Genomic DNA, 15767 nt, shown 5'->3' with positions numbered 1-15767 from the left:
AGATCATATAATTCTCCGGAGGACCAGCTTATTATATATAGGTAACAGAAACGGCGACAAACCGATCACTTTACCTAAACGGAAAGAACACATTTTCGCAAGCTTTTCCCGCAGCGGAGTCACCTTGATGACATTCAAGCCTATTTTAGACGCAACGCCAAAAAAAACGGCGCCCTTCTTACAAAGGACGCCGTAAAATTCTTGGTCTCTAAGAGATCAGGACGCTTCGGAGATGAACTTGACTGCGTCGCCGAAGGTTTGGATGGTTTCGGCTGCGTCATCGGGGATCTCGATGCCGAATTCTTCTTCGAAAGCCATCACGAGCTCGACGGTGTCAAGGCTGTCTGCGCCCAGATCATCGATGAAGGAAGCATTCTCAGTGACCTTGTCTTCTTCGACACCCAGGTGCTCAACGACGATTTTCTTAACGCGATCTGCGATATCGCTCATAACTGTTTCTCCAGTTTCGTGGGCCGCAGCCCATCCTGAATTGCTCATAAGAGCGGCTGTAACACTCCGCCTGCCTCACGACGAAACGAAGTGGCCGATCACATTGCTGCCACCGACCCGACTGCACGCTGAATAGCCAGTGTGAAAGCCTATGGCAAGCGGTTAAACGCAACAGCCTGCAATCGGTAGAAACTTTGCCCCCCGCTCAATGAAACAAGGGGCAAAGCACTCAGATCATGGCCATGCCGCCATTCACATGCAGCGTAGCGCCCGTAACGTAACCGGCTTCCGGCGCGGCCAGATACAGGACCGCCGCAGCGATCTCTTCCGGTTTGCCCATCCGCGCCGCCGGAATCTGCGTCAGAATCTTGCCTTTCTGCTCGTCATTCAGCTTGTCGGTCATCGCCGTCTGGATGAACCCGGGCGCCACACAGTTGACCGTGATTCCGCGCGAGGCGACCTCATAGGCCAAAGATTTCGACATGCCGACCATACCGGCTTTTGCCGCCGCATAATTGACCTGCCCCGGATTGCCGGTCGCCCCCACGATCGAGGTGATATTGATGATCCGGCCCCAACGCGCTTTCATCATGCCCCGCATGGAGGCGCGCATCAGACGCATGGCCGAGGTCAGGTTCACATCCAGAACCGAATTCCACTCGTCATCCGACATCCGCATGAACAGGTTATCCCGGGTGATCCCGGCATTGTTCACCAGAATATCAAGGCTCCCCATCGCCTCGACCGCCGCTTTCGGCAGCGCCTCCACAGAGTCCGCATCGCCCAGATTGGCGGGGCAGACAAAGGCATTCTCGCCCAGCTCCTCCGCCAGCTCCCGCAGCGGCGCCTCACGCGTGCCCGACAGGGCCACCTTGGCCCCCGCCTGATGCAACGCGCGCGCGATCTCGCCGCCAATCCCACCCGATGCGCCGGTGACCAGCGCCGACTTGCCCGTCAGATCGAACATGTCTCTTCCTTCCTGCAATCTCTTCCGCAACCCGATGCGGTTTGGTGAACGGGCCCGCCGCTTTCCAGCTGCCCGAAATATCCCGGGGTGAATGGAGCCCCCGAGGGGGCTCCAGAGGGGCAGCGCCCCTTACGCCTCTTTCAGCTTGGCAATATCGGCAGGCGTGCCGACAGCCTGCGTCTCCAGCCCTTTCACGATGCGCTTGATCATGCCCGAAAGCGCCTTGCCCGCACCGATCTCCCAGAAGCTGTCAACGCCCTGTGCGGCCATCCACTCGACACTCTCGCGCCAACGGACCGACCCCGTCACCTGCTCGACCAGCAACTGACGGATCACCTCGGGATCGCTCACCCCCTGCGCACGCACATTGGCCACCAGCGGCACCGCAGGGGCGTTGATCGTCACCGAGGCCAGCGCCGCAGCCATAGCGTCCGCAGCCGGTTGCATCAGCGCGCAATGGAACGGTGCGGAGACCGGCAGCAGAAGCGCGCGCTTGGCCCCCTTGGCCTTGGCAATCTCGCATGCGCGCTCGATGGCGGCCTTGGACCCCGACACGACCACCTGCGAAGGGTCATTGTCATTGGCCGCCTGACAGATCTCGCCCTGTGCGGCCTCGGCAGCCACCTCCTGCACCGTGGCCAGATCCAGCCCCAGCACTGCGGCCATCGCCCCTTCGCCCACCGGCACCGCCGATTGCATCGCCGCGCCGCGTTTGCGCAGCAGCACGGCCGCATCCGCAACAGACAGGCTGCCCGCCGCACAAAGCGCCGAATATTCCCCAAGACTGTGACCCGCGACGAACGCCGCATCGCCCACCGCAAAACCCTCGGCTTCGAGGGCCCGCAACGCAGCAATCGAGGTGGTCATCAGCGCGGGTTGGGCGTTGGCCGTCAGGGTCAGCGTCTCGATATCGCCCTCCCAGATCAGACCCGAAAGGTTCTCGCCCAGTGCCGCGTCCACCTCGTCGAATACGGCGCGGGCTTCGGGATAGGCCTCGGCCAGATCCCGCCCCATACCGATGGTCTGCGCGCCCTGACCCGGAAATACGAATGCTTTGCTCATGCGTCCTTGTCCTTTTCAGACTATCCTTTGCTGGCCTCCCCTCTAGCGCGGCTTTGCCCGTCAGGCAAGCAAAGCCCGCAAACCGGCGCGCCCGTCGCACGGATCGGGAACGCGGGTCCACAAGATCGGGTCGCAGACCACGGCCCCACAAACAGCAGGCCCGCAAAGGATGCGCGGAGGCACCGCACAGGGCCTGTGCGCGGCTTCACCCCGATCACGGCTATGGTTCCTACGCGATTTTCCCGTATCAAGGCCGACAGACAGGTAGCACCCATCGGAGATTTCAGATGCTGACCAATACCCCTCTCAGCTATGGCGTGATGGCGCGGGGCTTGCACTGGGCCATCGCCCTGCTGATCCTGAGCGCGATCGGGCTGGGCCTTTACGGCGAAAGCGTGCCGCGCACTGCCGACACCACGGCCCTGCTGCAAACGATCTACAGCGCGCATAAGACCATCGGCGTGGCCACATTCTTTCTGGCCGTTCTACGGGTGCTCTGGACGCTTGGCCAGACCCGCCCCGTGCCCCTCCATCCCGAACGTCGCCTCGAGACATGGGCCGCAGAGGCGGTGCATTTCGCGCTTTATGGCGCGATGTTCGTGATGCCGCTTTCGGGCTGGATCACCCATGCCGCCGAACAGGGCTTTGCCCCGATCTGGTGGCCTTTCGGGCAGGATCTGCCCTTTGTGCCCAAATCCGACACGCTCGCCCATACGGCCGGACATGTGCATAAGACCGCAATCTGGGTGCTCTATACCGCCTTGGCCCTGCATGTTCTGGGCGCGCTCAAACATGTGCTGATCGACCGCGATGCGACAATGGCACGGATGACGACAGGCCGTGCGGCAGGGCGCGAGGCCCCGCCCGCGACGCAGGGCGCCGCCGCTGTGGCCGCATTGGCGATCTGGATCGCCGTGCTGCTTTTCGCGCTTCTGGGCAGCGCCGGTCTCCCCGCACACGGCACCGCACAAGATGAAGCACGGGCTACCACCCCCGCCCCCGCAGCCCCTGATGCGGCAACCGGAAACTGGGCGGTGACGCAAGGCAGCCTGAGCTTTGATGTCGTGCAGATGGGGGCCAAGGTGCAGGGCCATTTCGGCAACTGGACCGCCGATATCCACTATGACGAAGACAGCGGCACGGGCCATGTCACGGTGCAGATCGACACCACCAGTCTTGATCTGGGATCGGTCACCGATCAGGCGAAAGGTTCGGAATTCTTCAATGTCTCGCACTTCGCCACCGCGACATTCGAGGGCGACATCACCCGCAAGGGCACAGGCCCCGACCATATCGCCACGGGCAGCCTGACGCTGATCGGCACCACCGCCCCGCTGACCCTGCCTTTCACGCTCGATCTGCAGGGCGACACCGCGCATATGACCGCGCAGGTCACGATAGACCGCCGCGACTGGAAGATGGGGGCCGCCTATCCCGACGAGGGCACGGTGGGCTTTCCGATCACGGTCTCTGTCGATCTGCAGGCGCGCAAATCCTGAGGCCGCGCACAGGACCACGCACAGCATCACCACAGTATCACACAAACACAAAGGGGGGCTTCGGCCCCCTTTTCTCTTGCACAGCGCCCTCTGCCCGAGGATATAGGGACAAACAGAAGAGGGTAAATCATGAACATGCTGGAAACCGGTCCGGACGGGCAGTGCCGCTGCGGCTGGTGCCTGCCCGATGCGCCAGAATTCTACCGCCGGTATCACGATGACGAATGGGGCTTCCCCGTGGGCTGCGATATCAGGCTGTTCGAAAAGATCTGCCTCGAAGGGTTTCAAAGCGGCCTGAGCTGGCGCACCATTCTGGCCAAGCGCGAGAATTTCCGCGCCGCCTTCGCGGGCTTCGAGATCGAACAGGTCGCGCGGTTCGGCGCGCAGGATGTCGAACGGCTTGTGCAGGATGCAGGCATTATCCGCCATCGCGGCAAGATCGAGGCCACCATCAACAATGCCCGCCGTGCCTTGGAACTGCAGGCCGAATTCGGATCTTTGGGGGCCTATTTCTGGTCCTACGAACCGCAACCGCAGGAACTGATGCCGCTGATGACGGCGGCCACCTCCCCCGTTTCGGAGCGGCTGTCAAAGGATCTGCGCAAACGCGGCTGGAAATTTGTAGGGCCGACAACGGTCTATGCCTTCATGCAGGCGATGGGATTGATCAACGACCACGCGCAGGGCTGCATCACCCGCGCGCGCGTCGCACAGGCTCGCGCCACCTTCTGCCGGCCCTGCAAGGCCTGAGCCGCCTTGCAGCCTCGCGCGCAAAACGCGAAATGCCCGCCGCGAAATTGCGACGGGCATTCTGAGTGGTGGCCCATATACAGCATGGGCCAGGGGATATCGGGGTTATTCCGCTGTGCCCTTCATCGCTTCGATCGAAATCCGCACATTGACATCATCCGACACGTAGGGCGCATACATTCCCATATCGAAATCCGAACGCTTGATCGTGGTGGTTCCGTCGAAACCGACCCACGGCTTTTTCTGCATCGGATGCTCGCCCATCTGGGTCATGGTCGCGTCGATGGTGATCGGCTTGGTCACGCCGTTGACTGTCAGATCGCCGGTGATCTTGCCGGTTTTCTCCCCCGTTACCTCGATCGAGGTCGATTTGAACGTGATTTCGGGGTTTTCGGCCGCGCCGAAGAAATCATCGGTCATGAAATGCTTCGTGCGCGCATCCCAGCCGGTGATCAGGCTTTCCGCCGGAAATTCGACGCTGACCGAGGATTTTGCCGGATCCTGCGCGTCAAACTCGATCGTGCCTTCAAAGCCCGAGAACATGCTGGTCGTGGTCGAGAAACCAAGGTGGTTGTAATCGAAGACGATCTGGCTGTGGCTGGGATCAAGCGTATAGGTTTCTGCCTCGGCATGGGCCATCGACGCGAAAGAGGCCATCAGACCGGCGGCAAGAACGAGCGATTTCATTGGGATCTCCAAAGCTTGGATGAGTACGTTGTATAGAAGGATAGCCCAAAGGTGGCCTTGCACAATTCAACAGAAGCAAACAAATTATGTGCGGAAAAAAACACAAGCATGCTTAAAACTGAATTCATCTCTTTTTTACTGTCATAGCTTAATTTAACCTTTGGTTAATAATGTTGCGCAACCTTGAACGCGTTTTCGGGTATTTTGTTGCGCATGGTGTTTGGATTTGAATTTTTTATGAGGGTCGCATGGACGGACAGATTTACCAGAAAATTGCGCGCAATACCGCCGATGACTGCATCACCTGCCCCGAAGAACGTCACTGCCTGTGGCGGACAGACCCCCTCAGCGACAGCGCCGGGACGGAACCGGCCACGGGCTTCAAACATATGCGCTTCACCCCCGGTCAGGCAGTGGTGATGGCGGGCTATCATTTCCCCTATGCCGCAACGATCCGCGCGGGCACGGCCAGCCTGACCCGCAGCCTGTCCGACGGGCGCTCACAGATCGTGGGGGTTCTCTACCCGTCGGATATTTTCAATTCCCGCCCTGCGCTTGCCTCGAAATATACCATCACCGCAACCACCCCGCTGGAGCTGTGCTGCCTGTCCGAAGCCAGCTTGCAACACCGGCTGGAGACCGAAAAGGCCCTGTCCCACCGCCTGCTGGAGCGCAAGCTGCATGACCTGCAGGAGGCGCGGGACTGGATGTTCGTGCTGGGGCGCAAGACCGCGCTCGAACGGCTGGCCAGCATGATCTACACCGTGGCCGAACGCTATAGCCATCGCCGCCAGCGTTCGCCCGTGGGGGTGGAACTGTCGCTGCCGCTCGCACGCCACGAGATCGCGGATTATCTGGGGCTGACCCCCGAAACCGTCAGCCGGAATTTCGCACGGCTGCGCGCGGCGGGCATTCTCAGCACCAATAGCGCACGGTTGATCACCATCTGGAACATGCGCGCGCTCATGGAAGCCACCGGCAATGACGAGGATGGCGGCCCGATCTTCTAGCCGCCGATCTGCTAGCCTCCGAGCGCCCGCATCACGTGATAGGCGATGAAGCTGCAGATATAGGCCAGCCCGAACATATAGACGACCGAGACCCACATCCAGCGCGCCTGCCCCGTTTCACGCCGGATCACCGCCAGCGTCGACAGGCATTGCGGCGCAAAGATATACCACACCAGAAGCGACACTCCCGTGGCCAACGACCAATTCGCCGCAAGCTCGGCCCCGAGCGCCGTTTCCCCGCCCGAGACGGCATAAACGGTCGAGAGCCCCGCCACCGCCACCTCGCGGGCGGCCATACCGGGCACCAGAGCCACACAGATCTGCCAACTGAAGCCGATCGGCGACAGGATCGGTTCCAGCAGATGGCCGATCATGGCCGCAAAGCTGTAATTGATGGCGGGTTCCGTTGCCCCTTCGGGCGGGAACGGAAAGGTCGACAGCACCCAGACGACCACCGAAGCGTAAAAGATGATCGTGCCCGCGCGGCGCAGGAAGGCCCGCGCCCGTTGCCACAGGCCCAGCAGCACACCGCGCATCTGCGGGATCTTGTAATCGGGCAGATCCAGCATCAAAGGCGCGGCAATCTCGTTGCGGCGCAACAGCATCCGGCTGACAAAGGCCACCAGCAGCGCCGAGATCACACCGACGGCAAAGAGGCCGAACATCACCAGCCCCTGCAACCCGATCCCCGGCCCGATGCTGCGGGCGGGCACGAAGGCCCCGATCAGCAGGGTGTAGACGGGAATACGCGCCGAACAGGTCATCAAAGGCGCAATCAGGATGGTTGTCAGGCGGTCACGGCGATCATCGATCACGCGGGCCGACATGATGCCCGGCACCGCGCAGGCAAAGCTGGACAGAAGCGGAATGAACGCCCGCCCGTGCAGCCCCGCATGCCCCATGATACGGTCCATCAGGAAGGCTGCCCGCGCCATATAGCCCAGATCTTCGAGGATCAGGATAAAGCCGAAAAGGATCACGATCTGCGGCAGGAACACCACCACAGAGCCCACACCGGCAATCGCGCCATCCACGATCAGCCCGCGCAACAGGCCCTCCGGCAACAGCGCCGAGACCGCGCCCGAAAGCCAGTCGATCATCGCGCCGATCGCCTCCATCAGCGGCGCGGCACCGGCAAAGACCGCCTGAAACATCGCAAACATCAGCACCAGCAGGATCATCGGCCCCGCAAACGGGTTGAGCACGACGGCATCAACCTTCTCGGTCAGGCTGCGGGGGGCTACGGGCTTGTGCACGGCATGGGCAATCAACTGGTCGGCCTGCCGCAGCGCCGCGCGCAACTGGGCGGCGCTCGGGGCCTCCCATGTCATCGCGCCGCGCGCGGGCAGCCCCTGCCCGATCAGCCCGTCAAGCCGTCCCCAAAGCGCGTCCATTCCCCCGCGGCGCACCGCGGTCGAGGCGGCAACCGGCAGACCAAGCGAACGCTCCAGCACCTCGAGATCGATCTCGATCCCGCGGTGGCGGGCGATATCGATCATGTTCAGCACCACGAGAATCGGAATACCGCAGGCGCGCAATTCCTGCGCCAGACGCAGGCCGGGGCGCAGATGGGTGGCATCGGCCACCACCATCAGCAGGTCGATCTGCCCCACATCCTTGCGCCGCCCCAGAATGACATCGCGCGTCACAACCTCGTCGGGACTGCGCGCGCGCAAGGAATAGGTTCCAGGAAGGTCGACCACCGTCAACGGCACACCCGCAGGTGTCACGGCCTGCCCGATCTTGCGTTCAACCGTGACGCCGGAATAGTTACCAACCCGCTGGTTGGCGCCGGTCAGGGCATTGAATAATGAGGTCTTGCCACAATTCGGGGCCCCGATCAGGGCCACCCGCAAGGGGCTATCCGCTCTGGCTTGAGGCTCGAGCATATATGCACTCCGTCGGGAAACTTACTCCGTCAGGATTGCCATAGCATCTCGACGGCGCAGCGCAACCGTCGCCTCGCCCACGCGCACCGCAATCGGGTCGCGTCCGAACGGGCCTTCATGGATGACAGAGATCTCCACGCCCTCGATGAAGCCCATCTCGATCAGACGACGCTCCATCTCTTCGGGCGCAAGGCGGCCATTGCCCGGGATCGGCAGGATACAGGCCACCCGCCCGCGATAGCCCTTGCGGGTCAGCCCCAGAGCCACCGTGCGCTCGATTGCGTCAATCTGTCCAAGTTCCATCAGGCGAATCCTATACAGGTCACATCCTGATAGAATGACTCGGATACATTTCGCAACCATGCGCCAGATCAAATCGCCGGAAAGTGAGTGAAAAGATCAGGATTGCACGGTCCCTCCCCGCCACAGACCGCCCGTTTCCGCGCCCAGACGCCCGAAAAGCAGGCATCCACCGCGCAATTCCCGAAGCCTGCTTGCGATTTTCCGCAGGCCAGATGCCCCTGTCCCCGCGCCGCGCCTAGGCTGGGCCCATCAAGGATGCTCCATAAGACAACCATAAAGAGACGCCCCATGACCGATGCAAGCTTCGACCCCGAAAGGGTCCATCTGCCCTCCTCGCCGCATGACAGCGACCCGTTGGCCCCGACCGCCCCCTACGAACAGACCTGGGGGTGGTTTGCCATCTTCAACATCTGGGCCAATGATATCCAGTCGCTTTTCGGATATTCACTGGTGGCCTCGCTGTTCATCTCCTACGGGGTCAGCGGGTGGACGGCCTTTGCGGCGCTGATCGTGGCGGGGCTTCTGGTAATGGGGCTGGTGACCTTGTCCGGCGTGGCAGGCCAGCGTTACGGCATTCCCTATCCGGTACTGGCGCGCGCAAGCCAAGGACTTCAGGGCGCAAAACTTCCCGCCATCCTGCGCGCCATCGTGGCGGTGTTCTGGTACGGGGTGCAGGTCTATTTCGCCTCGACGGCACTGGCGCTGCTGATCCGCTCTGTCACGGGTCTAGGCGCGGGCGGCACCTTTCTTGGTCTGGGCACGATCGACTGGATCAGCTTCCTCCTTGTCTGGGCCTTCCATATCGTCATTTTCTGGCGTGGAATGAACTGGGTAGAGACCTTTCTTAATGTCGCGGGCCCGTTTGTCTATGCGGTGATGATCGGCCTGCTGATCGTGCTCTGGATCAAATCCGACGGGCAGCTCTGGACACAGGCGCAGACCATCTTCGCCAATCCCGAAGGCACGTTCTGGACCGAAACCTCGGGCTTTGTCGCGATTGTCGGCACGATGGTGTCCTATTTCGCCGCCGTGCTGATCAACTTCTCCGATTTCTCGCGCTATGCGAAATCGACACGCGCCATGATGCTGGGCAATCTGGCGGGGCTGCCGCTGAATATGGTGCTGTTTTCCGCGCTGACGCTGCTGACCACCGCAGGGGCTGCCGTGGTCTATGGCGAGGCGCTCACCAACCCGACCGAGATCGTCGCGCGCACCGATAGCGTGATCCTTGGCATCATCGCCGCAATCACCTTCTTCGCCGCGACGGTGGGCATCAATCTGGTGGCGAATTTCATCCCTGCGGTCAATGGCATCGCCAATCTCGCACCGCGCCATATCAGCTTTCGCATGGCAGGGGCGATCACCTCGGGCTTTGCGCTGGTGATCGGCGGGCTATGGGTGAGTTTCATCGCCGATGTCGGCATCTCGGGCTTTGTCAACACCTTGGGCGCGACACTGGCCCCGCTTTATGGCATCATGATCGCGGATTACTTCCTGCTGCGCAGGGGGCGGTTGGACAAGGCCGACCTCTACCGCGCCAAGGGCGGGCGCTACCAGTATAAAAACGGCTGGAACGATGCGGCGCTGATTGCCTTCGTCATTGCTGCGGTCTTCTCGGTGGCCACGGTCTGGGTGCCGGTGCTGGCCGTGCTATCCGGCTATGCATGGATCTTCGGCGCGCTTCTGGGCGGCTTCCTCTACCGCATTCTCGCCCCCTCGCGGATTGTGCTGTAAGCCCGACAGGCCAAGCCTCAGGGCTTGGCCACATGCACCGAGACCTTCGAGGCCTCCAGCATCTCGGCATAGGGTGCGGCGGGCAGCGCATCGATAAACAGACCGTCGAGATCGCTCAGATGGCCCAGCTTGACCATCGCGCGACGCCCGAATTTCGTGTGATCGGTCGCAAGGAAGGTCGTGCGCGAATTGGCAATGATTGCCTGCGCCACCTGCACCTCGCGGTAGTCGAAATCCAGAAGCGTGCCATCCTCGTCGATCCCCGAAATCCCGATGATCCCGAAATCCACCTTGAACTGGTTGATAAACCCGATCGTCGCCTCGCCCACCACTGCCAGATCGCGCTTGCGCACCTGACCGCCCGCGATGGTGATATCGAAATCCTCGCGGCTGGAAAGCAGCGTGACCACATTGATATTATTGGTCACCACATGCAGATCCTTTTTGCCAAGGAGGGCCTGCGCGATGGCCTCGGTCGTGGTGCCGATATTCAGGAAAAGCGAGGCCCCATCGGGAATATGCGCGGCCACCATCTCGCCGATGCGGGCCTTCTCATGCGCCATGTCCTCGCGGCGGCGGGCATGGTCGCGGTTGCGGGTATTGGTCATCAGGCTCGCCCCGCCATGATAGCGGTGCAAGATCCCCATATCGCAAAGCAGCTTGATGTCGCGCCGGATCGTCTGCGGCGTCACGTCAAGACGCACGGCAATATCCTCGATGCCTACGAACCCTTCGGAACGGGCGATTTCGGTAATCTGGTTCTGGCGTTGGGTAAGCGTGGACATCGCGACCTTGATCTCATGAAGCACCGGCAGGCCCTACTTGGCGAAGCAGAGCCAAATCTGTCAAGTGCTTAGGCCCCGAAAGGGCGTGCGCCGCGAGGCCGGACGGGCCCATTTCGTCCGGCCCCGCGCGCCCACCTTTCCGCCCCCCGCTCAAGGCCGGACACGGAAAGGGTTCGGGTTACAGGGCGATCTGCGTGCGCTGTTCGGCCAGCGCGATCTCTGCCGCAAGACGCGGAGCATCCCATCCGGCCTCGCGCGCCATCAGATCCGCCACACGGGCAATCGCGGCATCGGCGGCACGGCTGTCGACATGGGTCAGCGTCATGCGGCGGCATAGCACATCGGCCACCCGCAGCGCAGCCTCGTGGCGCATCGCATAAAGCACCTCTGCCTCGATATAGGGATGCGCCTCGGCCAGACGGGTCGCGCAGCCCTCGTCGCGCGCAATCCCCGCCACCACGGGCGCACGGTCACCATAGGAATGATGCAGGTGACGGGCCACATCCGGCGGCAGGCCAAACTCGCGGGCCAGAGCCTGCGCCCCCTCGGGCACGTAGTTTTCGGCCCCCAGAAGCTTCATGTCATGGGTCAGACAGGGCTTCAGCCCCGCAAATGCGCCGCCCGAGACGACCTTATCGACCGCCTCTTCCGCCATATGCCGGTAGGTGGTCCATTTGCCGCCCGAAATGGTGATCAGCCCCGAGCCATCCTCGATGATCACATGGTCACGCGCCAGCTCTGCGGTGTCCTTGGCCTCGGGATTGAAGACCAGAGGCCGGATGCCCGACCATGCCGATTTCACATCCGCGCGCGTTACATTGATGTCGAAATAGCGTTTCACATAATCCAGCAGATAGGCGATATCTTCCTCGGACACGGTGGGATGATCGACCACCTCGCAGGAGGTGTCGGTGGTGCCCACCAGCGCCTGCCCCTGCCACGGCAGAATAAAGACCACCCGCCCGTCATCGGTCTGCGGGATCAGCAGCCCCTCATCGGGCGGCACGAAAGAGCTGTCCAGCAGGATATGGATCCCCGAGCTGCCCTTCAGGATCGGCTTGGCATCGGCATGGTCCATCCGGCGGATGGTATCGGCAAAGGGGCCGGTCGCATTGACCACCTTCTTGGCGCGGATCGCGAAGGCCGCGCCGGTCAGCGCATCCTCGACATTGGCGCCGGTGATCTTGCCCGCCTCATGGGTGAGGCTGGTCACCGCGATATGGTTGGCCATCACCGCCCCTGCCCGCTGTGCCGTCATGGCCAGCGTCACGCACATCCGGCAATCCACAAATTGCCCGTCGTAATATTGCACAACGGCCTTCAGCCCCTTGGAGCGCAGCATCGGAAACCGCGCCTTGGCCTTTTTCGCGCTGATGATCTTGGAATGGCCGATATTCATCTTGCCCGACAGAATATCATAGAGCTTCAGTCCGGCGTAAAGATAGGGCACCTGCAGCCAGCTATAGACCGGCGTGATCAGCGGCAGCGGGCGCGACAGATGCGGCGCATTGCGCAACAGTGCCCCGCGTTCGTGCAACGCATGGCGCACCAGATCATATTGCCCGCGGTCGAGCTTTTTGACCGCCGCCTCAAGGTAGCGCACGCCGCCATGCACCAGTTTGGTCGACCGGCTGGACGTGCCTTCCGCGAAATCGTAACGCTCGACAAGCGCCACCTTCAGCCCTCGCGTGGCCGCATCGACCGCAATCCCGCAGCCGGTTGCCCCGCCGCCAATGATCAGAAGATCGAAGAGTTCATTGCTTTGCAGCTTGGCAAGTGTCTCAGCGCGCATCGGATAGCCTCGTGCCGGATAGGAAACAGGTCGCGGAACGTCCGCTGTCCTTTCCAGATAAATTGATGTTCGTTTTTTTTCAAGTGAAAGCGTCATGACAGGAAATGGCACCTCAATGCTCCTGATTTTCCGCTGAAACGGGCGCAAATCCGCCTTTGGACCCGTCAAGATCCGGATCGGCTTGCCGGTATCATCGCCAATGCAGGGCAAACCCCCTGCCCAGTCCTCAGAGAGAATCGCCAAAACATATCGAATATTCGCAATTTATCCACGAATGGTCTTTCCGCATCTCCGCTCACGGAACTGTCATCCGCTAACATTCAAAGAGATATTGACCAGATGTTCGAATGGGCCAAGTTTGAGTTCATAATTTTCGATTCCGAACATTTTGCCCTTGCTCGGATGGAGAATCGAAATTACCCGTGACCCGGTCACTATGGAGGAGACCGGAAAGCCGCGAGGAACGGCCTTTCCGATCCGGGTCACAGCGACAGTTTTCGAGGGCTTATTAGGGGGGAGGAAGTATGAACTTCTTTCTGAGTGAACTTGTCGGGACTGCCGTCCTGACACTTTTCGGCTGCGGCGTCGTGGCCAACGTATTGCTTGCAAAATCCAAGGGGTTCAACGGCGGCTGGATCGTGATCGCTCTTGGCTGGGGGATGGCGGTCACCTTCGGTGTCTATGTGGCGGGAAAATATTCCGGCGCGCATCTTAACCCCGCATTGACCATCGCCTTTGCCCTGACCGGCCAGCTGAGCTGGAGCTTGGTGCCCGTCTATATCGCGGGCCAGATGGCAGGCGGCATTCTGGGCGGCGTGCTGACCTATCTGATGTATCTGCCACATTGGGCCGAGACCGAGGATGCCGATCTGAAACTGGCCGTTTTCTGCACTCAGCCCGCCATCCGCAACACGCCCGCGAACTTCCTGTCCGAATTTCTGGGCACGGCGGTGCTGTCTTTCGGGCTGAGCTGCATCGGTGCCAACAGCTTTGCCGAAGGGCTGAACCCGTTGATCGTGGGCTTCTTCATTCTGGCCATCGGCCTGTCGCTGGGCGGCCCCACCGGCTATGCCATCAACCCCGCCCGCGACCTGGGCCCCCGCATCGCCCATGCCCTGATGCCGATCAAGGGCAAGCGCGACAGCGACTGGGGCTATGCATGGCTTCCGGTTGTCGCACCGATCTGTGGTGCCATCGCGGGGGTCTATCTGTATATGGCGCTTGTCTCTCCGGTGGCTGGCTAAATTCATGAGGATCGGGGATGGGGCCCAAGAAGGCGCATCCTCTCAAGGGAAGGAAAAGGACATGACCAAGAAATACGTTCTTGCCATTGATCAGGGCACGACCAGCTCGCGCGCCATCCTGTTCGACAAGGCTGGCCAGATCATCCACACCACCCAGAAGGAATTCGCGCAGATTTTCCCCAAGCCCGGCTGGGTCGAGCATAATGCGATGGAGATCTGGTCCTCGGTGCAATCCGTTGTGGCAGAGCTCTTGTCAAACGCCGAGGTGACCTCGGACGAGATCGCCTCGATCGGGATCACCAACCAGCGCGAAACCGCCGTGGTCTGGGACAAGAAAACGGGCCGCCCCGTCTATAATGCCATTGTCTGGCAGTCACGCCAGACACTTGATGTCTGCAAGGACCTGAAGGCCAAGGGGCTGGATGACACTTTCCGCGACAAGACCGGCCTGCTGATCGATGCCTATTTCTCGGGGACCAAGGTCAAATGGATCCTCGATAATGTCGAAGGGGCGCGTGAAAAGGCCGAGGCCGGCGATCTGCTGTTTGGCACCATCGACACATGGCTCGTCTGGAAACTGACCGGCGGCGAGGTCCATGTCACCGATTACACCAACGCCTCGCGCACGCTGATGTATAATATCTTCGAGCTGAAATGGGATGAGGAGCTGCTGGAGCATCTGACCATTCCGGCCTCGATGCTGCCCGAGGTGCGCCCCTCCTCCGAGGTGTATGGCACCACCCATCGCGACGCGTTCCAGGGCATCCAGCTACCGATCGCGGGCATGGCAGGCGACCAGCAGGCGGCGCAATTCGGCCAGCTCTGCTTTGAAAAAGGCATGGCAAAGAACACCTATGGCACCGGCTGCTTCATGCTGATGACCACGGGCGAGCGTCCGGTGAAATCCGAGAACGGCCTGTTGACCACCATCGCCTGGGGCGTCGACGGCCGCGTCGAATACGCGCTTGAAGGGTCGATATTTGTGGCGGGCTCCGCCATCCAGTGGCTACGCGACGGGCTGCGCATGTTCCGCAATGCCAAGGAATCCGAGACCTATGCCGCCCGCGTCGAAGATAGCGACGGGGTCTATGTCGTGCCCGCCTTTGTGGGCCTTGGCGCGCCGTACTGGGATTCGGAAGTGCGCGGCGCGGTGTTCGGGCTGACCCGTGGCACCTCGAAAGAGCATTTCATCCGCGCGACGCTGGAATCGCTGTGCTACCAGACCAAGGACGTGCTGTCGGCGATGGAGGCCGATAGCGGCATCGAGCTTGCCAAGCTGCGCGTGGATGGTGGCGCGGTGGCCAATGATCTTCTATTGCAGATCCAGTCGGATATCCTGGGCAAGGAGGTCGAGCGCCCCACCGTGATCGAGACCACAGCCCTTGGGGCGGCCTATCTGGCAGGGCTGGCCGTGGGCTTCTGGTCCTCGAAAGAGGAACTGGTGGAAATGGCCGCCGTGGACCGCGTGTTCGAACCGAAGATGCCCCCCGAACAATCGGCCAAACTTTACGCGGGCTGGCAGAAGGCGGTGAAGGCCACGATGGCCTTCAAATAACCCCATCAAGGCCGCCTTTCGGGGCGGCCTTTTTTACACG

Annotated in this window: 14 protein-coding genes; 6 read left to right on the top strand and 8 right to left on the bottom strand. The window is 61.4% G+C overall.

From position 1 onward, the window contains the following. Positions 1–216: 216 nt before the first annotated feature. The 3 genes from WDB86_RS02070 to fabD all read right to left on the bottom strand — a co-directional run bounded on the left by WDB86_RS02070 (position 217) and on the right by fabD (position 2479). Complete coding sequence (locus WDB86_RS02070; RefSeq protein ID WP_135505123.1) at positions 217–450, bottom strand: acyl carrier protein; 234 nt, start codon at positions 448–450, stop codon at positions 217–219. Positions 451–679: 229 nt separating this feature from the next. Next, positions 680–1417 (bottom strand): 3-oxoacyl-ACP reductase FabG, encoded by a 738-nt coding sequence (gene fabG / locus WDB86_RS02065; protein WP_406736460.1) that lies wholly within the window; start codon positions 1415–1417, stop codon positions 680–682. Positions 1418–1546: 129 nt separating this feature from the next. Beyond that, on the bottom strand, positions 1547–2479 hold the full coding sequence (gene fabD / locus WDB86_RS02060; protein ID WP_406736459.1) for an ACP S-malonyltransferase: 933 nt from the start codon (positions 2477–2479) through the stop codon (positions 1547–1549). Positions 2480–2766: 287 nt separating this feature from the next. On the opposite strand from fabD, the gene WDB86_RS02055 reads away from it, so the two are divergent. Both WDB86_RS02055 and WDB86_RS02050 read left to right on the top strand, forming a co-directional pair. Further along, positions 2767–3978 carry a cytochrome b/b6 domain-containing protein gene (locus tag WDB86_RS02055; RefSeq protein ID WP_406736458.1) on the top strand — a complete coding sequence of 404 codons (1212 nt, stop codon included), beginning with the start codon at positions 2767–2769 and terminating at the stop codon, positions 3976–3978. Between the two features lie 129 nt (positions 3979–4107). Beyond that, positions 4108–4728, top strand: coding sequence for a DNA-3-methyladenine glycosylase I (locus WDB86_RS02050; RefSeq protein WP_339107476.1), 621 nt, complete (start codon positions 4108–4110; stop codon positions 4726–4728). Positions 4729–4833: 105 nt separating this feature from the next. On the opposite strand, the gene WDB86_RS02045 is transcribed toward WDB86_RS02050, so the two are convergent. Further along, complete coding sequence (locus tag WDB86_RS02045; protein WP_339107477.1) at positions 4834–5415, bottom strand: YceI family protein; 582 nt, start codon at positions 5413–5415, stop codon at positions 4834–4836. Between the two features lie 248 nt (positions 5416–5663). On the opposite strand from WDB86_RS02045, the gene WDB86_RS02040 reads away from it, so the two are divergent. Then, entirely contained in the window at positions 5664–6425 is a 762-nt protein-coding gene (locus WDB86_RS02040) for a Crp/Fnr family transcriptional regulator (RefSeq protein WP_406736457.1), read from the top strand. Positions 6426–6436: 11 nt separating this feature from the next. On the opposite strand, the gene WDB86_RS02035 is transcribed toward WDB86_RS02040, so the two are convergent. Both WDB86_RS02035 and WDB86_RS02030 read right to left on the bottom strand, forming a co-directional pair. Beyond that, entirely contained in the window at positions 6437–8314 is a 1878-nt protein-coding gene (locus WDB86_RS02035; RefSeq protein WP_406736456.1) for a ferrous iron transporter B, read from the bottom strand. A 21-nt stretch (positions 8315–8335) separates the two neighbouring features. After that, positions 8336–8617, bottom strand: a complete 282-nt coding sequence (locus WDB86_RS02030) for a FeoA family protein (RefSeq protein WP_339107480.1) — start codon at positions 8615–8617, stop codon at positions 8336–8338. Between the two features lie 288 nt (positions 8618–8905). Here WDB86_RS02030 and WDB86_RS02025 point away from each other — a divergent pair, with 288 nt between their 5' ends. After that, a complete protein-coding gene (locus WDB86_RS02025; RefSeq protein WP_406736455.1) occupies positions 8906–10351 on the top strand; it encodes an NCS1 family nucleobase:cation symporter-1 in 1446 nt (481 codons plus the stop codon). A gap of 17 nt (positions 10352–10368) precedes the next feature. Here WDB86_RS02025 and WDB86_RS02020 read toward each other — a convergent pair whose 3' ends face one another. Continuing rightward, positions 10369–11136, bottom strand: a complete 768-nt coding sequence (locus WDB86_RS02020; protein WP_406736454.1) for a DeoR/GlpR family DNA-binding transcription regulator — start codon at positions 11134–11136, stop codon at positions 10369–10371. A 178-nt stretch (positions 11137–11314) separates the two neighbouring features. Then, entirely contained in the window at positions 11315–12928 is a 1614-nt protein-coding gene (locus WDB86_RS02015; protein ID WP_406736453.1) for an FAD-dependent oxidoreductase, read from the bottom strand. 524 nt (positions 12929–13452) lie between these two features. Between WDB86_RS02015 and WDB86_RS02010 the strand changes: the two genes are divergently transcribed. Continuing rightward, positions 13453–14172 carry an MIP/aquaporin family protein gene (locus tag WDB86_RS02010; RefSeq protein ID WP_339107484.1) on the top strand — a complete coding sequence of 240 codons (720 nt, stop codon included), beginning with the start codon at positions 13453–13455 and terminating at the stop codon, positions 14170–14172. Positions 14173–14233: 61 nt separating this feature from the next. Then, positions 14234–15727, top strand: a complete 1494-nt coding sequence (gene glpK / locus WDB86_RS02005; protein ID WP_339107485.1) for a glycerol kinase GlpK — start codon at positions 14234–14236, stop codon at positions 15725–15727. The last annotated feature ends 40 nt before the right edge of the window (positions 15728–15767 follow it).

The sequence above is a fragment of the Thioclava sp. GXIMD4215 genome, from assembly GCF_045291555.1.
Classification (GTDB): Bacteria; Pseudomonadota; Alphaproteobacteria; order Rhodobacterales; family Rhodobacteraceae; genus Thioclava; species Thioclava litoralis.
Note: the sequence above shows the minus strand (reverse complement) of the source record. Positions and strands in the feature narration are given on the sequence as shown.